Annotated in this window: 33 protein-coding genes; 4 read left to right on the top strand and 29 right to left on the bottom strand. The window is 63.9% G+C overall.

Going from position 1 to position 19,267, the window contains the following annotated elements; all coding sequences use genetic code 11:
• Nucleotide 1 precedes the first annotated feature (1 nt).
• From G8767_RS17125 to G8767_RS17245, 25 genes are all read right to left on the bottom strand, one after another.
• The gene (locus G8767_RS17125) at nt 2–1,474 is read right to left on the bottom strand and encodes a hypothetical protein (RefSeq protein WP_166810793.1); all 1,473 of its coding nucleotides are present in this window, start codon (nt 1,472–1,474) and stop codon (nt 2–4) included.
• Nucleotides 1,458–1,937 carry a hypothetical protein gene (locus G8767_RS17130; protein ID WP_042923687.1) on the bottom strand — a complete coding sequence of 160 codons (480 nt, stop codon included), beginning with the start codon at nt 1,935–1,937 and terminating at the stop codon, nt 1,458–1,460. Before G8767_RS17130 ends, G8767_RS17125 begins: the two co-directional genes overlap by 17 nt.
• A 96-nt stretch (nt 1,938–2,033) precedes the next feature.
• Nucleotides 2,034–2,393: an HNH endonuclease gene (locus tag G8767_RS17135; RefSeq protein WP_346842999.1), complete on the bottom strand. Its 360-nt coding sequence runs from the start codon at nt 2,391–2,393 to the stop codon at nt 2,034–2,036.
• A 53-nt stretch (nt 2,394–2,446) separates the two neighbouring features.
• Nucleotides 2,447–2,818: a hypothetical protein gene (locus tag G8767_RS17140; RefSeq protein WP_166810794.1), complete on the bottom strand. Its 372-nt coding sequence runs from the start codon at nt 2,816–2,818 to the stop codon at nt 2,447–2,449.
• Between the two features lies 1 nt (nt 2,819).
• Complete coding sequence (locus G8767_RS17145) at nt 2,820–3,440, bottom strand: hypothetical protein (RefSeq protein ID WP_166810795.1); 621 nt, start codon at nt 3,438–3,440, stop codon at nt 2,820–2,822.
• The gene (locus G8767_RS17150; protein WP_166810796.1) at nt 3,430–3,678 is read right to left on the bottom strand and encodes a hypothetical protein; all 249 of its coding nucleotides are present in this window, start codon (nt 3,676–3,678) and stop codon (nt 3,430–3,432) included. Before G8767_RS17150 ends, G8767_RS17145 begins: the two co-directional genes overlap by 11 nt.
• Nucleotides 3,675–3,989: a hypothetical protein gene (locus tag G8767_RS17155; protein WP_166810797.1), complete on the bottom strand. Its 315-nt coding sequence runs from the start codon at nt 3,987–3,989 to the stop codon at nt 3,675–3,677. Before G8767_RS17155 ends, G8767_RS17150 begins: the two co-directional genes overlap by 4 nt.
• Nucleotides 3,986–5,122 carry a DUF6221 family protein gene (locus G8767_RS17160; protein ID WP_166810798.1) on the bottom strand — a complete coding sequence of 379 codons (1,137 nt, stop codon included), beginning with the start codon at nt 5,120–5,122 and terminating at the stop codon, nt 3,986–3,988. The genes G8767_RS17155 and G8767_RS17160 overlap by 4 nt, the downstream gene beginning before the upstream one ends.
• Complete coding sequence (locus tag G8767_RS17165) at nt 5,119–5,496, bottom strand: hypothetical protein (protein ID WP_166810799.1); 378 nt, start codon at nt 5,494–5,496, stop codon at nt 5,119–5,121. Before G8767_RS17165 ends, G8767_RS17160 begins: the two co-directional genes overlap by 4 nt.
• Complete coding sequence (locus G8767_RS17170; protein WP_166810800.1) at nt 5,493–6,830, bottom strand: HNH endonuclease domain-containing protein; 1,338 nt, start codon at nt 6,828–6,830, stop codon at nt 5,493–5,495. The genes G8767_RS17165 and G8767_RS17170 overlap by 4 nt, the downstream gene beginning before the upstream one ends.
• 82 nt (nt 6,831–6,912) lie before the next feature.
• On the bottom strand, nt 6,913–7,188 hold the full coding sequence (locus tag G8767_RS17175) for a hypothetical protein (protein WP_166810801.1): 276 nt from the start codon (nt 7,186–7,188) through the stop codon (nt 6,913–6,915).
• Nucleotides 7,185–8,033 carry a hypothetical protein gene (locus tag G8767_RS17180; RefSeq protein ID WP_166810802.1) on the bottom strand — a complete coding sequence of 283 codons (849 nt, stop codon included), beginning with the start codon at nt 8,031–8,033 and terminating at the stop codon, nt 7,185–7,187. The genes G8767_RS17175 and G8767_RS17180 overlap by 4 nt, the downstream gene beginning before the upstream one ends.
• Nucleotides 8,030–8,827 (bottom strand): hypothetical protein, encoded by a 798-nt coding sequence (locus G8767_RS17185; RefSeq protein WP_166810803.1) that lies wholly within the window; start codon nt 8,825–8,827, stop codon nt 8,030–8,032. The genes G8767_RS17180 and G8767_RS17185 overlap by 4 nt, the downstream gene beginning before the upstream one ends.
• A gap of 1 nt (nt 8,828) precedes the next feature.
• Complete coding sequence (locus G8767_RS17190; protein ID WP_166810804.1) at nt 8,829–9,152, bottom strand: hypothetical protein; 324 nt, start codon at nt 9,150–9,152, stop codon at nt 8,829–8,831.
• Nucleotides 9,149–9,286 carry a hypothetical protein gene (locus G8767_RS17195; protein ID WP_166810805.1) on the bottom strand — a complete coding sequence of 46 codons (138 nt, stop codon included), beginning with the start codon at nt 9,284–9,286 and terminating at the stop codon, nt 9,149–9,151. Before G8767_RS17195 ends, G8767_RS17190 begins: the two co-directional genes overlap by 4 nt.
• Entirely contained in the window at nt 9,283–9,483 is a 201-nt protein-coding gene (locus G8767_RS17200; RefSeq protein WP_166810806.1) for a hypothetical protein, read from the bottom strand. Before G8767_RS17200 ends, G8767_RS17195 begins: the two co-directional genes overlap by 4 nt.
• The gene (locus tag G8767_RS17205) at nt 9,480–10,394 is read right to left on the bottom strand and encodes a hypothetical protein (RefSeq protein ID WP_166810807.1); all 915 of its coding nucleotides are present in this window, start codon (nt 10,392–10,394) and stop codon (nt 9,480–9,482) included. The genes G8767_RS17200 and G8767_RS17205 overlap by 4 nt, the downstream gene beginning before the upstream one ends.
• A 5-nt stretch (nt 10,395–10,399) precedes the next feature.
• On the bottom strand, nt 10,400–10,552 hold the full coding sequence (locus tag G8767_RS17210; RefSeq protein ID WP_166810808.1) for a hypothetical protein: 153 nt from the start codon (nt 10,550–10,552) through the stop codon (nt 10,400–10,402).
• Between the two features lie 3 nt (nt 10,553–10,555).
• Entirely contained in the window at nt 10,556–11,956 is a 1,401-nt protein-coding gene (locus G8767_RS17215) for a ParB/RepB/Spo0J family partition protein (RefSeq protein ID WP_166810809.1), read from the bottom strand.
• A complete protein-coding gene (locus G8767_RS17220) occupies nt 11,953–12,285 on the bottom strand; it encodes a hypothetical protein (protein ID WP_042923647.1) in 333 nt (110 codons plus the stop codon). Before G8767_RS17220 ends, G8767_RS17215 begins: the two co-directional genes overlap by 4 nt.
• Entirely contained in the window at nt 12,285–12,674 is a 390-nt protein-coding gene (locus tag G8767_RS17225; RefSeq protein WP_166810810.1) for a hypothetical protein, read from the bottom strand. Before G8767_RS17225 ends, G8767_RS17220 begins: the two co-directional genes overlap by 1 nt.
• Nucleotides 12,674–12,922 carry a hypothetical protein gene (locus G8767_RS17230; protein ID WP_166810811.1) on the bottom strand — a complete coding sequence of 83 codons (249 nt, stop codon included), beginning with the start codon at nt 12,920–12,922 and terminating at the stop codon, nt 12,674–12,676. The genes G8767_RS17225 and G8767_RS17230 overlap by 1 nt, the downstream gene beginning before the upstream one ends.
• The gene (locus tag G8767_RS17235) at nt 12,919–13,359 is read right to left on the bottom strand and encodes a hypothetical protein (protein ID WP_166810812.1); all 441 of its coding nucleotides are present in this window, start codon (nt 13,357–13,359) and stop codon (nt 12,919–12,921) included. The genes G8767_RS17230 and G8767_RS17235 overlap by 4 nt, the downstream gene beginning before the upstream one ends.
• On the bottom strand, nt 13,356–13,568 hold the full coding sequence (locus G8767_RS17240) for a hypothetical protein (RefSeq protein WP_166810813.1): 213 nt from the start codon (nt 13,566–13,568) through the stop codon (nt 13,356–13,358). Before G8767_RS17240 ends, G8767_RS17235 begins: the two co-directional genes overlap by 4 nt.
• A gap of 129 nt (nt 13,569–13,697) precedes the next feature.
• A complete protein-coding gene (locus G8767_RS17245) occupies nt 13,698–13,907 on the bottom strand; it encodes a hypothetical protein (protein WP_166810814.1) in 210 nt (69 codons plus the stop codon).
• A 78-nt stretch (nt 13,908–13,985) separates the two neighbouring features.
• Between G8767_RS17245 and G8767_RS17250 the strand changes: the two genes are divergently transcribed.
• Complete coding sequence (locus G8767_RS17250) at nt 13,986–14,390, top strand: hypothetical protein (RefSeq protein ID WP_166810815.1); 405 nt, start codon at nt 13,986–13,988, stop codon at nt 14,388–14,390.
• A 417-nt stretch (nt 14,391–14,807) separates the two neighbouring features.
• Nucleotides 14,808–15,062, top strand: a complete 255-nt coding sequence (locus tag G8767_RS17255; protein WP_166810816.1) for a hypothetical protein — start codon at nt 14,808–14,810, stop codon at nt 15,060–15,062.
• A 242-nt stretch (nt 15,063–15,304) separates the two neighbouring features.
• Here G8767_RS17255 and G8767_RS17260 read toward each other — a convergent pair whose 3' ends face one another.
• Nucleotides 15,305–15,730 carry a hypothetical protein gene (locus G8767_RS17260; RefSeq protein ID WP_166810817.1) on the bottom strand — a complete coding sequence of 142 codons (426 nt, stop codon included), beginning with the start codon at nt 15,728–15,730 and terminating at the stop codon, nt 15,305–15,307.
• 72 nt (nt 15,731–15,802) lie between these two features.
• Nucleotides 15,803–15,994 (bottom strand): helix-turn-helix domain-containing protein, encoded by a 192-nt coding sequence (locus G8767_RS17265; protein ID WP_134931723.1) that lies wholly within the window; start codon nt 15,992–15,994, stop codon nt 15,803–15,805.
• A gap of 125 nt (nt 15,995–16,119) precedes the next feature.
• Here G8767_RS17265 and G8767_RS17270 point away from each other — a divergent pair, with 125 nt between their 5' ends.
• The gene (locus G8767_RS17270; RefSeq protein ID WP_166810818.1) at nt 16,120–16,425 is read left to right on the top strand and encodes a helix-turn-helix domain-containing protein; all 306 of its coding nucleotides are present in this window, start codon (nt 16,120–16,122) and stop codon (nt 16,423–16,425) included.
• A 90-nt stretch (nt 16,426–16,515) separates the two neighbouring features.
• Nucleotides 16,516–17,601: a DNA integrity scanning diadenylate cyclase DisA gene (gene disA, locus G8767_RS17275; protein ID WP_024487741.1), complete on the top strand. Its 1,086-nt coding sequence runs from the start codon at nt 16,516–16,518 to the stop codon at nt 17,599–17,601.
• 21 nt (nt 17,602–17,622) lie between these two features.
• Here disA and G8767_RS17280 read toward each other — a convergent pair whose 3' ends face one another.
• Together G8767_RS17280 and G8767_RS17285 are read right to left on the bottom strand one after the other, a co-directional pair.
• A complete protein-coding gene (locus tag G8767_RS17280) occupies nt 17,623–18,369 on the bottom strand; it encodes a DUF4232 domain-containing protein (RefSeq protein WP_166810819.1) in 747 nt (248 codons plus the stop codon).
• A 97-nt stretch (nt 18,370–18,466) separates the two neighbouring features.
• A complete protein-coding gene (locus tag G8767_RS17285; protein WP_095970884.1) occupies nt 18,467–19,096 on the bottom strand; it encodes a carbonic anhydrase in 630 nt (209 codons plus the stop codon).
• Nucleotides 19,097–19,267 lie beyond the last annotated feature (171 nt).

Raw genomic sequence — 19,267 nt, forward strand, 5'->3', positions numbered from 1 at the left:
ATCACCACACCTTCCCACTGCGTACCCGCTTGGAGCTGTCCGCGGTGATCAACCTCGTGTATCCGTGCCACGCCAACGTGCACGCGACCAGCGGACTGATATCTGCCGACGTGTCCCGCCGGTCCCACGCCCACGCGTCGCCGACCGGACGCTTACGCGACGCCGCGACCGCCGACACCAGATCCGGTTCGCCGTTGTGCCGCATACGTTCTTCTTCGACCTCGGCGTAGAACGCACCGGCGCCCTGCGCCATGTCCCGCGCGCCGGTCACCTCGACCTCGAACCCGATCTCGCGGAAACCCGCGATCAACGCGCCCGCCTGGCCGCCGCCGTCGAGGACCACCCCGAGAGCGTCGTGCTCGAGGCTGAGCCGCGCCGCCGTCTCGACCACCCAGTGCATGCCGCGCTCGTGAAATACGAGTTCGACATACGGCAATCCGTCTTCGCGGCGGCCGGCGATCGAAATCGACGAGAACGCTTGATCCGGAGTGACATCGACCGCGATCGCAACCGGGTCGAGAACCTGCGAGGACTCGTCCTTGCACGCCTCCCACATCGCCGGGGTGATCACCGCGTTCACACGCGGGTCGTCCCAGATGCCCAGATGCTCGCGCGCGAACTGGATCTCGCCCTGTAGCTCGCGCTCTTCGAGCATGAACTCGTGCGTCTTGTGGATCGGGTACGACGGGTTCGCAATCGCCCACGCGTCGTGGTCATCCAGGTCAGCTTCCGGGTCCGCCGACCACTCGAGGAACAGCAACCCGCTCGACGTGTGCTCGATACCGGCGTTGCGTTGCTGAGCGAGGAACTCGCTGTTACCCGTGCCCGCACTCGACAGCAGGATGAACTGACGGTTCGGCGCCGCCGACTGCGTGGGCCGGAACGCCGCGACCTGTTCGTGGGTGATCGCATACGCCTCGTCCCCGACGAACAGATCCACCTTCTTGAACCCGCGCGCCGCGTCCGCAGTGCGGGCGAGATACCGGATGTAGCGCGGATCCCGCTCCCCGCGATGCGGCTTGAGCCGAATCGAGACCTCCTCGTTCGAGGTGCGATGCGGAAGCAGGCACATGTCCTCGAGCTCTTCGATTTTCGCGATGCGAGCGGACAGGTCGACGAACGCGTCCTTGGCCGTCTTGAATTCGTGCGCGGTGTGCAGGATCTTGCGCTCACCGAGCAGGTACAACCCCGCCAACTCGCGAACCTCGACGATGACGTTCTTGCCGTTCTGGCGCGGCGCGATGATCAGCGAACGCGGAGAACTCCACCGAAAGTTCTTCTCCTCGCCCATCAGGTGCCGGCAAGCATCCTTCTCCCACTCCAGCAATTCGAACCCGGTCGCCTCGTACAGATCGATCGCATCGTCGCCGAGCGTGGTGAAGAACGTCGGGTAGTTCGACAGCCGCGGCTTCTGCGAGCCATTCAGCGGTGGTTTCTCGGCCACCGCACCGCCGACGTCAGGCGTTTCGAGCACGGATCTTGTCCATGATCGAGGGAACGCCCGGTGTCTCGGCCGGTGAACTTGCCCGTCCGGCACCGGCATCGACAGCTGCGCGCTCAAACGCGTCGACCTGCGCCGCGAGTTGCTTGAGAACTGTCTGCTGCTGGCGTGCCTCACGTAGCGGCGCGTTCATCACGACCTTGGCGGTGACGTCGACGACGGTGACGCCGTCGGACAGCCGGTGCTCGCGGAAGAAAGGATCGAGATCGATGCTCATCCATTCCTTGTCGCGGCCGCGCAGCTGCGCGTCGAGGCGTTCACACCGATCGACGGTGCGGCACAGCTCCGCGAGCACGATCAACCCGAGCGGATGGCCGGCCAAGATCTGCGCCTTCTCGTCCCACAAGCCGCGACCACGTTTGAGCAGGCCTTTCGGCATTTCCGGCGGAATTGTGACCGCTGCCACATCGGCGGTTTCGGCGTCCTGACCTGGCATTTTTCACCATCCCTGGGGAGAGAAAGGGCGCTGGCGCTGTGCGGTCCCCCGCCTTGCCGGCCCCGGGGGTACCCCCCAGGGGTGCAGGTCAGAGCGTCAGACGAGCCACTGCCGCGACCACCGCAGCTGGCGCGGCGCCTCGCGGCTGCCGTCACCTCGCCGCGAGTTGCACGAAAGATGTGCTGGCATAAGGTTCTTCGGGTCAGTGAGCTTGGGATCGTTCGGAGGCAGCGACTTCACGGACTCCACATGGTCCGCACTGAAGCTCATCGGGTCCGGCCACTTGAGCGACATGTCGATCGCCTCGTTGCACAGCCAGCAGACCTGGCTACGGCGCTTCACTCGTTCGACTGCTCGGCGGTAAGGCCGGCCGGTGCGTCCCTTGCTCCGTGGTGTGTGGGCCATGACGACCTCCAGACCCTGGATACGACGAAGGCCGACGTGCTGTGAAGTCACGTCGGCCAGTGGTCTCCAGTGTCCCTGAAACACGAGAGCAACGCAAGCGCAGGTCAACTCGTGTCGGGACCGCGTTCCTTGCGCGCTCGTCGAGTCCGTGCGCGATGGGCCAACACCTCGGACACCAGATACACCGGGCTCCCGTCCTCGGCGGTGTACTTCGAGAGCAGGCCACGATGCGCCCACGTGCGCAGCGTCGAGGCGGGCACGAACAACACCGCCTCCAGATCCTTGGCACTCATCAGCTCATCTGTGTTGAGCGGCACAGCATTCGGCACCACCCAACCCTGCCCGACCTCCACCGCCTGCCCGTCGATACGAGCGCACAGCTCCGGACTCACCGACTCCAACGCCATCCGATACGACTGCGCCACACGACGAGCCACATCAACAGGACTGTCAGCCGGGTTCGGCCACACACCCATCTCACCCTCCTCGAATCAACTCGAACACCGGACGAGGTGGCGTGGCTTCCTTGCCACCCTCCAGCGGTGTCAGGTACGGGGCAGCCCACTCGTACATGTGCGGCCAGTCCGTCGAGATGTAGCGAGCCAGCACACCTCCACGATTGGGCGGCGGGCTCGGCTCACCGTTCGCCCGCCACTGCTCCAACCGCCGGCGGTGCTCCATGTCCTTGTCGTGGCCGTAATGCCGTGTGCAGTAACCAACCCACCGCGCCTCACCTGTGAGCGGATCCCGGTCGATCCACGAGCTGTAGGGCTTCTTGCCGCACAATCCCTCTCGGCGAATCATCGGAGCCACACAACCCACACACGCCGTGCCAGATGCCTCGTAGCGAGGAATGTCCTCACGGATCACGCGCTTGACGCGGTAGTCCTTCTTCGACTCCCCGAACGCCATGATGCTGACCTCGCGCATCCAGTCCTGCTCCTTCTTCCATCCTCGGCGCGTCTTCGGTTCCATGCATTTGATGAACTCCACCGTCGCCAACGCGAACAACAACGCATCACCAGTCAAGTCCGGATCACGAAGCATCTTCGACACTTGTTCGCCGCGAGCCATGATCGCCCGCAGATCAGTCGCCATCGCTCACACTCCCGTCACGCTCGTCTTCCAATGGTGTCTCCATTTCCCATTGGTCTGGCGTGATCTGCTCGGGCATTGATCCCACGACCGTCATCCACCACTCAACTGTCCTGCCACGTAACGCAATCTGCTCCTCGGGCGGCAGGTTGTGAATGCAGTCCTTGTGGTGCAGGTGCCGTCCGTTTTCAAACCGGCGGCTCAGCGCCGCGATCATGTCGCGCTTCAACTGCTCGCTCATGGCGACACCACCGTGACAGGAACGGCCCACGGCGTGCCGGCTTCGCAGAACTCGAATTCGAACCCTTCGTCGGTGGCACGAAATCGGTAAGCCCACGCCTCGATGATGTGGTCCGTGAGCGCCGTGCCGACGAGGAACTCCCTCAGTTCCTCGGCCACGCCGTACTCGCGTACCTGATGGCTGATCGCTGCGATTAGACGGCGAGCCTCGTGGTGGCCGTACGCGGTCCAACCCCAATCGTCCTCATGCTCGAAGAGGTGGATGCCGTGCCGTGGCAGGCCGAAGTCCTCGGCTGTGATGATGGCGCTCATAGTGTCCATTCCTTTTGGTAGTCAGGGTGATCGGAGTACACAGCTGCCATCGGCTCGATCACCTTGGCGAAGATCGACCATTGGGTGGGCCGAAGATCAGCGGCGAAGAGTGTGTCGAGGGTTGCTCGTTTGGCGGCGACGTCTCGGAGTACTCGTGCCGGGTCATGGTGAGCGATATGGCGGGAATCTTCCGGCGGAATGCTGTCGTTGCAAGGAGCGAGATGGTCCTCAGGAATCATGAGTGCCTCCTCGTCCCCGATTCTCGGGCCGTTGATCGCATCTTCGACAAACTGCCACGGCCCTGGACGCGCAGCATTAGCGATCGCCTCCTCGTCGTCGAGGCGGGCGCGGAGGAATTCGAGGATGTCGGTCATGCGGTTGGTCCTTCCGTAGTTGGAGGCGAGGTGCCGGATGCGTGGCGGTGGTGCGAGCCCTGGTGTGGCGGCGAGTACGAGAGTCATTTGTTTGTAGTCGGATTCGGCCCAACGACTTCCGCAGGCGAGGCAGTCGACGGTGACGGAGCCGTGCCATCGTCCGAGTTGGTGTTCCTCGCAGCGAGGGCAGGGCAGGGGCATGCGGTCGCGGCCGCGTTCCTGGCCGATGGTGGCGCGTGCTCGGCGGTGCAGGTCGACGAGCTTGAGGGCGAGCGTCGGTCCGTCGTGGACGACGTAGATCCAGTCGTCGCCTGCGCGGTTCCATTCGGTCGTCTCGTGCGAGGGGATGGCGAGCAGGACGTCGACGTTGTCGGCGACGATCGAGTAGTGGGATCCGAAGTACACCGACTCCGGTGTGTCGCGTCGGATGGCTTCGCAGATCAGCTCTGCGCATCGATGGACGGTCTCGCGGATGTCTTGGGCGAGGGCGTCGGTGTAGACGTTGATCGGGACGGCCGGCGCCGGTGACGCTGCCTTGACTCCTCCGCCGGGGCGTGCGGACGGGTCGAGGAACAGTGCTTGCAGTGCATCGTGTTCGGTGCCGAGTTGCGCGACAGCACCTTCGACCCACAGGACGCACGAGTGGCACAGGGTGTTCGGGGTGAGGGTGAGCGCTGGCAGCCAGTCTCCGGACTCGACGTCTCGACGACGGCCGCGGCACTGGTGCTCCGCTCGGCAGAGGTGATCGGGGTTGATCATCGGCGTGCCCTCATCGCTGACGAGCGGATTAGCTTCTGGTACGCCTTCTCGATTCGTACGATCTTGTCCCTGCGGTCGCCGCCAGCGAATGCTGCGTGGGCGTCGCGGATCTGGGAGTCGGTGTAGCGGTTGCCGTCGATGTAGTGGTTCGCGGCGGGGTCGAGCCATTCGAGGAGTTGGTCGACGGACTTGCCGGGGTCGACCATCGCGGCGCAGGAGATCGCCAGTCCGATGAGCTGCTCTCGGGTCAGTGATCGGGTGAGGGTGGTGACCTCGCGCTGTTCGCCGTCGCCGTGCACGATGCCGACGAGGTGGAGTGCGAGCTGGTCGAGTTTGTCGATCGAGGTTTCGTCGAGCTGCTCGGTGGTGGTCATCGGTTCTGGCCTTCCTCGTCGAGGCATTTGTGGCAGGGGTCTTCGATGTGGTGGATCGGGCAGGTGGTCTCGTCGACGGTGGACGGCGGTCCGACCCAGTTCTTCCACGGTGATCCGAACTGTGCGTGCACGAATACCTCTGGTGCTTCGCCTGCGTCGAGGTTGGGATCTCTGTCAGTGGTGATCTCTGAGACTGATGGATTCACAGGTTGCGGTAGCGAGGTGGATTGACCACGGCCTCTGCGTCGACGTCGTTTACGAGGGATCTCACCTGGGTGGGTATCGGCGGGTGACCCTGTACCGGAACCCTTCCCCACACCCCTACCCAAACCCTTACCCTGCCCTGACCCTGCCAGGCCCGTGTGCGTGCGCGTCGCACGCACGGGGACAGCTTGTTTACCGTGGTTTTCGTGTGGTCGTTCCCGTGGTCGGTCGGTGGTCTCAGAGTGGTCGGTCACCTCGGCGGTGGTGCCTGCGGAGCGTGTCAGCGGCGAGCTGCCCGTGTGGGGCTGCCCTGCGGTCGCTGACGGCTGCGACACCGTTGCGGGGGTTCCTGGGTGGGCTGGCACTGTTTCGGCCGTCCCTGCGACGCTCGGCGACGGCGAGAAGGTCCCTGCGGCGGCATTACCCGGCGAGACGTTCCCAGCGGCGGCGCGCTGCGGCGAGACGGACGAAACGGTGTCCACGACCGGACGCGGCGGTGGCAGCAGCACGAGGCCGGCCTCTGCGGGCGTCCGATTGCCCTTCCTCTGATTGCACCCACTGCACGAGAGGACGACGTTGCGTGCGCCATCGGCTCTGGTGGGGTCGACGTGGTCGAGCCACGGACGAGCACCGTCCATGGAGCGGGTGTCCTTGCGTTTGACGATCTTGCCGCAGTAGCGGCACTTGCCAGTGCCAGGATCCGCCGGGTCGATGCAATCCCTCGCCCACACCTGATTGATCAGGCCCTTGTCCTTGAGTTCCATCTTCTTGCGATCGGCAACCCGCTTCGAGGCCGCACGGTCGTACTTCAAATCGAACCAGTCGTGGAACAACCACGTACCCGGCTCGACCGGCGGGCACCTCGAGCAGTCATGGCCAGGTGCATGCCACAAACGGACAGCCACCAACAACCCCGCCAAGTGGTCCACGAACTCCGGGTTGAGGACCAACCGGAACGCGTCAGCGCGCTTGACGACACCATCGGTGCCCGTCGCCTGACACTGCGCACCAGCGAGATTCCACATACCCAGCGCCGCAAGGCCGTCGAGCTGACTCTCCAGCCCTCGCTCCGCCAACTCCCGGGACTTCCGGTTGTTGGGGAACTGATCATCGGTCTGAAACCAAGACACAGGAATCCTGTCGTCGCAATGAGATTGGAAGTGAACGGGCCGAACACGGCAGGGGGCGCACGAGCCCTCGGACGGCCGACCATCACGCGGGCCGGTACCGAGCGGCGAACGACTCGGCTTCGAGCTGATACCAGCCATTCGGGCCACGCACGAACCAGTCACCCGGATACAACGTGAACGACTGTCCCTCGACCTCGAACCCGATCGACTCCAACGTCGCCACCGCACCGGAGCGACGATGCCGGCGGACGATCGGAACGCCCAACCACTGCGCGATACCCTGCACAGCCACCGTCGAGGAGAACTGAAGAGCCGTCACCTCGAACGGCACAGACACGAACTTGCTTGCAGCACTCACTGATTCCTCCTACGACGAGAACGGGTGGGATCGACCGCCCACATCGGCGGCGTCGAACTCGGACGCGGCAACGCCCGCTCCTGCGGAGTACTCGGCGCCTCCGGAATTTCTGCGAGCACAACGCCTCTCGGAAGGCTGACGCGTATGTGCGTCTCGTCGACGAACACCAGATCCGGCCGGACGCCGCAGAACCCTGCGACGTTGAGCCGAGACTCATGGGTCACCGGCGCTGAATCGCGCCACGCCACCCGAATCGGCGGCACACCGGACCAATCCTCCGGATCGAACGGATCATCCGGCGCCGGCGGAAGTGACCACATACCTTCCGGGTAGAGCGCCGTGATATTTCTCCTCAGCATCTCGAGCAGCAGGCTTTCCCGGCCGCTGCGCGCAGCAATGAGATACCGCAGGAGATCCGGCATCTCGTGCGTGACGAGGTCGCGAGGATCGTGAGCCACCCCGGACGGCTCCATCGCGGATTCGGCGTCTCGAGTGGACCGATACTCAATCCATGGCGGCGTCCTCGGGGTTGTCCCGAGAAACCGCCGGTGTCGCATCATCTTGATCTGATTCGGTGTCGCCCACGGCCCGATGAAATCCGAGCCCGGGCACAGCACAGGCGAATCATCCTCGGCGTACTTGTACTTCACATCAAACGCGCCGTACAGGCGCATCCGCTCGATCCGCTCGGTGATCGCCAGACCATGCCAATCACCATTGCAGTGCGGGCACTCAGGGAAGTCCGGATCGTCGAAGTCGAACCCAGTCTCCGGTTCGCCGCCATCGAGCTGCTCGTCGACGAGCGCATCGATACGGCCCAACAGGGACTGCTCGTTGGCGTTCACAGCTCGACCTCGACCGGCACGAACGGTCCGCTCGGGTTCCCGGCGAAGCTCTCCGGGATGGGCATCACTAAGGTCGAGCCATCGCGGCGACGGCAATCGACCAGTGCCCCGCGCTTGCGATTTGCGACGATCGGTCCGAGACCATTGCGCGTGAACCATATTCCGTCGGGAACGTCGTTCCACGTGGGCCACGATCCTCCGGAGTCGGGGAGGGTGTCTCGTCCACAGTTGGTGCAGTACGGGGCATTTGGCACGTTCAGCTTGCATGCCGGGCAGTATCGTGGTCCGGCATCTTCGAGGAAAGAGACATCCGGCGATGAGGCAGGCCAGATGTATGTCGGGCCGTCCTGGTCGTGTGCAATGTGATCGCCGGCGTGACCGCACGTCAGTGAGCATCCCCATCCCGAGATCGCTGACGGACAACGCGCTTTCGGACCCTCGCCGGGTTCGGCCGACTCCTTGGCGCGCATAGCTGCGGTGCATGCGGGACACCGCACGCCAACGCCTGCTCTAGCGATGCCCTCCTCGCACCTGAACTCACACTCGTAGGTCTCAGCTGGCTCGGTTGCCGGGAGCAGGCTTCCGACCACCTTCACGAGCCGGTTGACATGAGGTCGGGCGTACCCGTCGATCCGGTAGCCCTTCACTGCTTCCCAGGCGGCTCGGAGTTCGTTCAGCTGATCGGCTGTGAGGATGTAGCCCTCTTCACAGCTGATCAGGCCGTCGAGAATCTGTCCGCCCCGGACGGCGCTCTGGTTGTGCTTGGCTCGTGCGTTCTCTGGTCCGAGTGCCATGTCACACCTCGTCGTACGTCTGCGCGAAGATGTCGGGCTTGCAGGGGTAGAACTCGCCTTGCACGCCGCGGATGATCCAGTCGCCTGGCGACGCCGTCAGACGCCCTTCGAGAGTGTTGATGAATAGCCCACCATTCGATGCAGGGCAACCCATCTGGGTTCCGTCTGGCATCTCGACGAGTATTTCGTGGTGGGGCTCATCCCAGTTCGCGGTGTGACCGTTCTCGTCGATCCAGTTGATGATCGGTGTCGCGCCTTCGGCGGTACCGTCCCACTGCACTGCCTGGATCTCGACGGGCTTCTTACGGAACGTCTTGGCGGTCATCGTGTGCTCCTTCGTGCGGCGAGTTTTTCGAGAGGGCCAATCAGTCCGTCGATTGCGATGAACACTGCGAAGCTGGTGCCGATCGCGGCGAGGCAGCAGGCGGTGAATAGTGCGGCGAGTTGCGTTCTGGTCATTGACTTCTCCCGGCTGCGAGTCGCTTGGCGAGGTCGAGGACCTTGGCGCCGAAGCCTTCGTGGATCGCGTCGAGTGGGGTGAAGTTGTAGGTGCGGGGGTTGGCGACGGTGAGCCAGAGTTGGATGCCGGCGGGGGTGTAGGTTCCGGCGAGGGCTTCGCGGGTTTCCTTCTCGCAGATCAGCTTCTCGATGTTCACTCTGCTGCCTCGAATTCTTCTGGCCAGAAACCGATTCCGAGTCTCCGCGTGAGGAATTGCCGCTCCGGTGCGGCTTGCAACTCGACGCGGAGGCGGTCCATGTGGATACGTCCTGGGTTCGCGCGTGCCCACTGCTCAGGGTCGTTCGGGTCGATGACGAGCTGGCCTCGTCGTGAGCGGTCGGGATCGTTGAAGGGATGCCGGGTGTCGTCGGCGGAATACTCAATCCAGCACAACGCAGCGTCACGTCCGGCTAGGGCCGAACGGCGGAGCCTGGTGAAGACGTGGCCGTGCTCGTGAACCTGTTTGTCGACCGCGTTGCCGAGCATCCACACCTGTGGATTGCCGCTGTGCACAACCATCGGGAGGACGGCGCGGTAGGTGCGCTCTGGCAGGAACTCTGCGTCATCGAGTACAAGGAGATCAGCCTTCGAAATCTTGATCGACGCGGTCGTGCGGTCGACGAAGTGGATGACGCTGCCGTTCTTCATCTCGATGCGCTGCGCGTCGTGACCGGTGTAGACGTGCTTGACTTCGGAACGCAGAAAGTTCGACTCCATGAGGATCTGAGAGAGCTTGTGCAACGCTTCCCGTGCGACAGTGAAATGAGCTGCGGTGTGGACGATCCGGCGGTTCGAGAACAGCAGCAGCTCGTACAGTTCGCGGGCGAGCGTGATGTGCTCGCGCTCGTTCTGGTCCGGGCACAGGATCCCGACGCGGGGCGCTGCCCAGGTGTCGAGGACTGTGACCATCGAGGCGGTGAGGGTGTCTCGCTGCCACTGGTCGAGGTCGAGGCCGGCGGCTGTCGCGAGGGGTACGGCGTTCTCGCCTTCGCTGTGGGAGTGCAGCGGCACGTGCTTGATGCGTGGGCCGTACGTGTCGGGGCGGGGTTCGAAACTTGTTGGGACCATTGGTGTCACCTTCGGTGAGGGTGGAGCGGGAGAGCGAACTGGCCTTCGACTTCCTGATGCGGCTCGGCTTCCTTGCCAGCGACCCACTGCCAGATCTGGACCCGGCGGTCGGGCGGGAGTCCGTGCCACCAGTCGTCCGCGATGATGGCGCTCGACATCGGTCAGGCCTTGCCGGGCTTGGTGGCGTCGACGAGGGCGGCCTCGACGTCGGTCCACTCGTACCCGAACTTCTCGGACAGCTCGTTGCACCATGCGATCGAGTCCGACCACGCCCAGCTACTGGCGCGTTTGAGGCTGATGTCCGCGAGGTCACGTTCGACGACACGGAGCAGGATCGCGAGCTGGTTGATCGTGAGGCGCTCGATCGCCTGCTCGACGCGTTCGCGAACTTTCGCGAGGCGGTCGTCGTCGTCCTCGTCTCCGCCCCACACGGGCGGCTTGACGGAGAGGATCGCCGCAACGAGATCGACATCGTCGGGGTCCTCGTCGAAGCGGACGGCGATCATCTGCACGAGGCAGGAGTGCGCGAGATCCTTCTCGCCCGCTGTGACTGCCTTGCTGAGGTGTTCGCGGCGGACGGTGTGCGCGATGGCGAGGTCTGCCTCCAGCTTGGCGCGGGCGATGCGGTCCGCTTCGTCGTCGACACTGGGACGCCTGTCCGAGAGGTTGGTGACGTTGCCGGACGGGCTGTCGGCCGGGACGAGGCGCATCCACCGCATCCGCGAGATGGCCGACGCGGAGCCGTGTGCCCAGAAGTAGAACGCGAGATCGTCAGCCTTCGCATCCGCCGGACGGTCATCGGTCGGACCGACCCACTTGAGGGCGATACCGCTCGCGGCCGCTTCGTCGACGATGCGCTGGCACTCGTCCTTGTCGTACTCGGTGACGCCCTCGGCGAGCAGCTCGGCGCGGATCTTCGCTGCTTCCTTCCGGAATGCGCGTTCGGTCTTCTCCTGCTTGAGCACGAACTCGAAGTTCCTCGTGCCGATGTAGTTGGCGATCCGCTCGTACGCTTCCTTGTCGTCGGCGAATCCCTCGAGTGCGACGGCGTCCTCGAGTGAGAGCTGCTTGTCGATGACCTTGTTGCGGACCAGCTCCGATGCGGATGCGACCTTCACCCGCTCACGGACCGTCTTCTGCGCGCGGCCGGTGGTCTCGGCGATCTCCTTGTACGGGATGTTCAAGTCCAGCAGGGACTGATACGCGTCGCCTTCCTCGATCGGATCGAGGTCCGAACGCTGGAGATTCTCGACGAGCATCGCCTCGATCTGCTTGGCTTCGGTGTCGAGATCGTCGCGGACCACACACGGCAACGTCTTGAGTCCTGCGCGCTTGGCTGCGGCGGCGCGGCGGTGCCCGGTGATCAGGGTGTAGGTGCCGGCCTTCTTGCCCGGTGCAACGACGAGCGGCTGCAGAACGCCCTGCGCTTTGATCGAGTCCGTCAGCTCGACGAGGCCACCGACGCTGCGGCGCACATTCTTCGCGTGCGGCTTCACAGCCGTCAGGGTCAGCTGCTCGAAACGGGGCGCTGCGGTATCGGTGTCAGATGTGTTGGTGGTCATCGGAATCGTCTCCTCGACGGTCGAGTGGATGGGCGGGAGAAAGCGGAACGCAGATGCGCGGGCATCGGATTGAGCGGTCGGTTCGCCAGGCAGGTGTCGGCGTGCATCACGTAGAGCAGCTCAGAGTTCGCGAGCGCGGTGGCCAGGGCAGTGCCGCGCAGCACCTCGCCGTAGACAACTTCCTCACCGTGCTCGGTGACGAAATGCTTCCGGACAGTGCCACGCCCGGGGTCCGGGTACAGATCCAGTGGCATCGATCGACCTGTCGCCATCGAGCGGGCGAACAGGAGCTTCGCGTCGCAGCCCTTCTTGTTGCACGTCGCTGCCATCAGTCCTCCCGGCCCGGAGGCTTCGGCAGATCGCCGCCCGCGATACGCGCGACGACCGCAGCAAGTGCACCAGCGAGATCGAGAGCTGTCTTCGCATCGAGATACGGCACAACGTGAACCGTGATCTCACCGTTCTCGTTGGCGGTGATCGAGGCGAGTTCACTCTCCGACTGCCACACGATCCGCGGCCCTGCCGACAGTGTGCGAACTTCGCCGTAACCGTGGGCGTGGATCGTGCTGTGGCCGGAGTTGATTTGCAGCGGAGGAAGACTCAGCACAGCGACGTTGTATCCGAGCGCGAGGGACAGGGCGCGCTTGTCGTCCTCGTCGAGAGCGCGGTCGGAGTCAGCGAGAAGCGTTGGCGCTGCGATCGGTTCGGCGTTGTCCATCAGGGGTGCTCCTTCTCGATGCGGGTTGTACGAGATGTGTATTTCTCGGTCGTCCTGTGGGCGATCTCTTCGCAGCTGACACAGACTCCCGTCGTCAGCGAGACCGGCAGTGACTCACTGCGTCTCGCGCAGACCACACATTCGACGTAGACGGTGTGCGTCGACGGGGACGGCGTGCCGGGTTGCCTGGTGGTCACCATCGCTGCGAAGTCGATCCGGATCGGCTGGCCGTGTGGGTCGGTGTTCACGTCGGCCACCGCCCCGCACGCAGCCCGTCGAGGATCTCCGCGTGCCCGCCGGCAGCGGCTGCGAGTGTCGGGTACGACTGCGCCCACACCGGGCGCTGCTGCCCGTGCTCGTCATTGCAGCCGCGCATCGGGAGCAGTCGGGTGGTGAAGAGATCGCCGCCTGCCCAGCGGTGCCCTATCCACAGCGTGGTGACGAGGACTCGTCCGCCGTCGATGGTGGCGTAATCGTTTCCGACAGTGGAGTAGTCACGATCGCTGAGGAGTCCGGCCCACTCTTCGAGGGTGATCGGTTCACCGTCGCGATTGAACTTCTGGATCTTCGCGAAGTCGTTCGGCACGTGAGTGCGGGCGAGCTGCTCGACGACATGATTCGTCTCGGCGATCTGCTGCTCCAGCGGTGCGTCGGGAAACTTGTCGTTGACCGCCAGCCACGTCACAGGACACCGACCTGATCGAGATAGGTGAGTGCGCGCAGGATCATCCACGTTGCGACGACGGCGCCAGAGAACTTCAGGCCGAAGACGATTCGGTGCGCGGTCGAGGTGGAGTCGAGGTACTGCTTCCATCCGGACTCGGTGTCGATCGGCTTCGACTCAGATGCGTCGAACCACGCCAGATCCGGATGCGGGTCAGTTGAAATCCACATGGTTGTCCTTAAGAAAGGGGGAAGATGGCGAACCGCCCGTAGCGGCGGTTCGGAGAAGTGAGGGAGGTAGTGCCCGGCGGTGGTGGCAGCCGATGGCGGCTCAAGGGGGAAGGCCACCACCACCGGAGATCAGGAAGGAGACGCCGGGGCGGTGAAGATGCGTCGGGTCTTGCTGGCGATCTCCCGCCACGAGTTGCCTTGGTTGTGGAGCTCTTCGAGAACTTCAGCGATCTGCCTGGTGATGGTGGCCACCGACTTTGACGGCTCTGCCGTGTGGGCTTGTGCTCCGTCGAACCGGAACAATCCCGGACCGGCGAAAACGTCAGTGGCGTCAGTCACGGGGGCTGCTGTTTCAACCCCCGCGACCTCGCCCTCTCCTACAGTTCGATGACCACCATCAATCGAAGGAGAAGCACTGTGACCGAATGGTCCATCCCCGCCCCGCCCGAACTCGAGGCCGTTCTCGTTCCCGATACCCACGAGTTCTACGTCGGGCCCAACCGTGACCGGCACATCATCGTTGCCCTGGCACTGTGGCCTGACTCGGTAAGCCTCTTCTCGCTCACCGCCGTCGGCACCGCGATGCCCACACCCGGCGGCGCCTTCACCATGTTCGGACTCGTGGACGACGCCGGATCCCGATACCCGTTCCTCGCGGGAGGTAGCGGAGGCATGGGCGGAGGTATGCCCCAAGAGGCCACCAGCACCTTCAAGCGTCCCGACGGGCGTCGACCCCTCGCTCTCACCCTGACCGCCGAGACCCTCGTCAACGGGGAGGTCGTGGGTCGGGAGGACCTGGTGACCATCACCGTTCCCGAGTGACGGATGCACGATGGTTCGCCAGATGGGTTCCTCGGGTAGGTGCACGGTCATAGTGACAGCACCCATGTACTCGTTCTGTGTGAGCGTCATGTCGATGACGTGCCCGGCCAACACCACCTGAGCCGAGCAACCTGCGTTACCCCCACGGTCGGTGGCGTCGGTCACGGGGGCTGCGGGCGGGCGGCGGAGCGCGAGAAATTCCTGATACTTGGCGGCGGACTCCTCGGCATCTGCGTTCTGCGCTGCGGTGAACCGGCCAAGATCCGCGACGGGGAACGAGGCGTCGGCTTCCGGCGCGGCTTTCGAGAACACCTCGTCGAGACCGGTCGCGAGGATCTCGGGGCGAGCGAAAGGGGTACCCGACGCCTGCCCGTTCCCTATAGTTCGACGACCACCATCAATCGAAGGAGCCCCATCATGAGTGAGCCTGGAATCATCAAGCTTTCGGATAGCACAGAGGCAACGGCTCTGATCCACATCGGTGGCCGCACGATCGAGGTCAATGCCGAGACCGCCAAGGACATCAGTACCCGCATCCACAGGATCGCCCAGTCGGAGGACCCGGCCTCGGTTAGTTACACCATCAGAGGAGATCTCTGCGACGTTGTCCTTCTCTTCGGTCCGAGCACTCCGGTCATCATCGAATTCGCGGCCGGAACTGCGCCGCTCTAAACCGACTGAGACACACTCACATCCGCGGGCCGGCTTGTCGGATGCGACGCGGAGATCCGCACGAATCTGATCGGCGGCCCTGCGGATTGTCTCGCGAGTCGGTAACGCATTGATCTTGTCGACGACCTCTGTGTTTAACCGATCGACGAACTCGAACCATTCGGCGCGGCTCATCGGGTTGGTGCCGCGTCGGTGGTTCGCGGTGCGGCGAGAATCGTCCCACGCAGCGCGCAACCGGCCGATCATCCTTCTGCCCCGCCCGTGGCGGTCGGCGTCCAGTCTGGCTGGTTAATACTGTCGAGCATTTCCCTGGCGGCCGGCGACATGGCGGCGCTCGCGGGGATGACACCACCCCGGAACACCTTGCGCGGGAATGGCACTTCGAGGTCGAGCTGCTGTTCGAACTTGACGGTCGCGGCCGCGAGACGCTGATCGAGGGTGCGGTACGTGATGGACCACTCGACGAGCATCTTCTCTTCGTCCTCGAGACCGAGACGGTTCACGTGGCGGACGACTCGATCGAGTGCGTGCATCAAGTCTTTGTGGAGAGCGCGTCGTGCGGTGAGCCCGGGGTTGGACTTGCGGGTGCTGTCGCCGGCCGCAGTGGACTGGTCAGGCCGGAAGAATCTCGGCGGTCCGGTAAGTGGTTCTGTCGTAGACTCCGACATGACTCTTTCCTTTCGTGGGGTAGGTCATCAGCCCGTCCGGTGGTAGGACACCGGGCGGGCATTTTCGTGGGGTCAGGCAGATACGGCCCGTTGGGCTGCGAGCTTCTCGACGTCATCCCGCTTGAACAACAGAGCGCCATTACGTCCGGGCAATTGCATGGCCGGCGTGATCACTCCGGACTTTGCCCAGCGGGTGAGTGTGGCTCTTGAGACGTCCAACAACCTGCAAGCCTCGGTCGAACCGATCGAGTCTTCGTGTGGCATGGCAAGAGCATTGCATATTGTGCAATGAGTCGCAAGCGTGTGATTTCGTTAAGTCGCATGCTTGTCATTCCATTGCGATGCAATACGTGTTGCACGGTCTGTATTGCGAATGCAATACTCATTCCATGAGCGAGCAGCCGATGGAAACCAATGGAAACCCGGAGTGGTCTCTCGGGGACCGCATGGCAAAGGCGATGCGTCACGCGGGAGTGTCCCGCGCAGAGATGGCCGACTACCTCGGAGTTGCGATCAATACCGTCAGCACGTGGACGGGCGACCGAATCATTCCGGGCAAACAGACTCTGCGCCTGTGGGCGCTGCGCTGCGGCGTGGGTCTGGACTGGCTAGAGGGGCGGGACGAAAGCCCGCGCCACGACGGGCCGAACGGCGGAGGCCAGACTGGAGGCGTTCAGAGACCTCCTCATGGATAGGTAATCTAAACGGGGATCAGTCCGGCGCAGGCATCGGACCCGACCGAAGTGACATCGACCTCAGCAGGGAGTTTCTCAATGATCAGTGCGATGGCGGACACACAGTCGTCGTCGGCATTGCGAGAGACCATCGCCAGGTTGGCGCCGGGTACCGCGCTGCGAGACGGGCTCGAACGCATACTTCGCGGTCGTACCGGCGCGCTGATCGTCCTCGGATACGACGAGGAGATGGAAGCGCTGTGTGACGGCGGATTCAATCTGGACGTGGAGTTCGCCCCGACTCGCTTGCGTGAACTCTCGAAGATGGACGGCGCGGTCGTCCTCTCGACCGACGGCACACGCATCGTGCGTGCCAACGTCCAGCTCGTTCCCGATCACAAGATTCCCACCGTCGAATCCGGTACCAGGCACCGCGCCGCCGAGCGCACGGCAATTCAAACCGGCTATCCCGTGGTCTCGGTCAGCCAGTCGATGTCGATCGTCAGTGTGTACGTCGGCGGTATCCGGCATGTCATCGACGGATCGGCCACCATACTTTCGCGTGCCAACCAGGCCGTCGCCACGCTCGAACGATACAAAGCGCGACTCGACGAAGTGACACGGCAACTGTCGGTCGTCGAGATCGAGGATTTCGTGACCCTGCGCGACGCGTTGACAGTCGTGCAGCGGCTCGAAATGGTTCGCCGTGTGTCGATCGAGATCGAGCAGGACGTCCTCGAGCTCGGCACCGACGGTCGCCAGCTTGCATTGCAGCTCGAAGAACTGGTCGGCGACAACGACATTGCACGCCAACTGATCGTTCGGGACTACCTGGCCGGTCCCGAACCGATCGGCACCGCGGCGATGGACAACGTCCTCGTTGCACTCGATCGCGTCACCGACGCCGACCTCCTCGATCTCACGACACTTGCGCGGGTTCTCGGTTATCCGGGCACGATCGAAGCACTCGACACTCCGATGACCCCTCGCGGATACCGCGTGCTGATGAGGGTGCCTCGATTGCAGTTCCATCAGATCCACCGGTTGGTCGGATCCTTCGGCACTCTTCAGTCGCTGCTGGCCGCTACGGCCGCCGATCTGCAGTCGGTCGAGGGCATCGGCGGGCTGTGGGCCCGTCACATCCGTGAAGGACTTTCCCGGCTCGCGGAAACGTCGATCACCGGATCGTTCAACTAGCGGGCCCGGTCAGGCTCGCTCTCACGCGATGTTGAACGGCTCCGGAGAGCTTCGCAGTGCGCCGAGCTGACCGACAACCGTGTACGCGCCTGCGCCCACCGGATTGCGCTCGGGGTTCTGCGCGGTCGCGCACTCGGGGGTCGACGTCGTTGCCGACCAGGCGACCTTGAACGCGGCTTTCTCACCCGGAGCGAGATTGCGCACGTCGGCTGCGGGCTGCGGGTAGCAGTCGACGTTGGACCACAGACGGGTCTTGCCGTCGATGCTGTAGACGAGCACCTGCTGAAGGCCGCCCGCCAGATCTCGATCGCAGGGTGCCGAACCGATGTTGGTGATGACGATCGTGAACGACGGCTCTTCGCCGGGAGCAAAGGTCGCCTTGTCTGCGGTTGCCTTGACTGCCAGCGACGAGTCGGCACACTGACCGGCCGGGACCGGAGCCCCGGTGGTGGTCGACGAAGACGAAGACGACGAAGAAGATCCCGAAGCCTGCGTGCCCGAGCCGCCCGAACCACCGGCAGCACCGCCACCCGAGCCACCGCCACCGTCCGGTGCGTTGGATCCGGAAGGGTTGGGGGTGAAGGAGACGTCTGTTGTCAGCGAGGAACTCGCAGCGGCCGAATCGGCCTCCGGGGTATCACTTCCACCGCCGAAGAGGGCGGACGCCGCCCAGATGATCAACGCCAGCGCAATAACGGCGGCACCAATGGCCAGCGCCCGGCGACGCCAGTAGATCTCAGGGGGCAGTGGTCCATTCGGTTCCAACACGGACTCAACGGTAGTTGGCTCAGGGTCGACTAACCGTCAGCTGAGACGGCGTGTCGGTACCCATTGTCCGGTGCCAGGGATCACTGCCCCGGAAGATCTAACCCTCGACGCTCTCGCCGATGTCGCCGACAGCTCCCTGAACACGCATGTGACCGTCGGACAATGTGTACGTGACGCCGACGATCGCGCACGCACCCTTGTCCACCTTGTCGGCGATGATCCGCGACCTCTGCATGATCAACGAGCCGGTCTCCACGACGTGACGACCTTCGAGTTCGTCGACGGTGGACAAGCCTTCGTTGCGGCCCATCAGGATGGACGGAGCAACGCGCTCGACCACGCTGCGGATGAAGCCGTCGGGGACCGCGCCCTTGTCCAGGGCGTCGAGCGTTGCCTTCACGGCACCGCAACCGTCGTGCCCGAGGACGACGATGAGCGGCACGTTGAGCACGTGAACGGCGTACTCGATCGAACCGAGCACCGAATCGTCGAGCACATGACCTGCCGTGCGCACGACGAACATGTCGCCGAGGCCCTGGTCGAAGATGATCTCGGCGGCTACGCGCGAATCACCGCAACCGAACAACACCGCAGTGGGGTGCTGTGCGTTGACCAGCTTCGCGCGATCGGCGATTCCCTGGCTGGGGTGAATGGACGCGTCGTTGACAAATCGCTCGTTGCCTTCGCGAAGGGACTTCCAAGCGGAAATGGGGCTTGATCGTGGCATTCCCTCATTGTGCACCCGTCGCATTTCGGGCTCTCGCCGGGAAGGTTGCGTAGACGCAAACGGAAGCTCCGCGTCCACATTCACGCCTTGTGATGGCATGCCCGAATTGGAACTTACTTCAGAGTCAGTTTCCTGATACCGTCTCCGAACGTGACCTGGAGCACTTCGAAC

Origin of the sequence: Rhodococcus sp. IC4_135, assembly GCF_011602025.1 — a bacterium.
Taxonomy (GTDB): domain Bacteria; phylum Actinomycetota; class Actinomycetes; order Mycobacteriales; family Mycobacteriaceae; genus Rhodococcus_F; species Rhodococcus_F baikonurensis.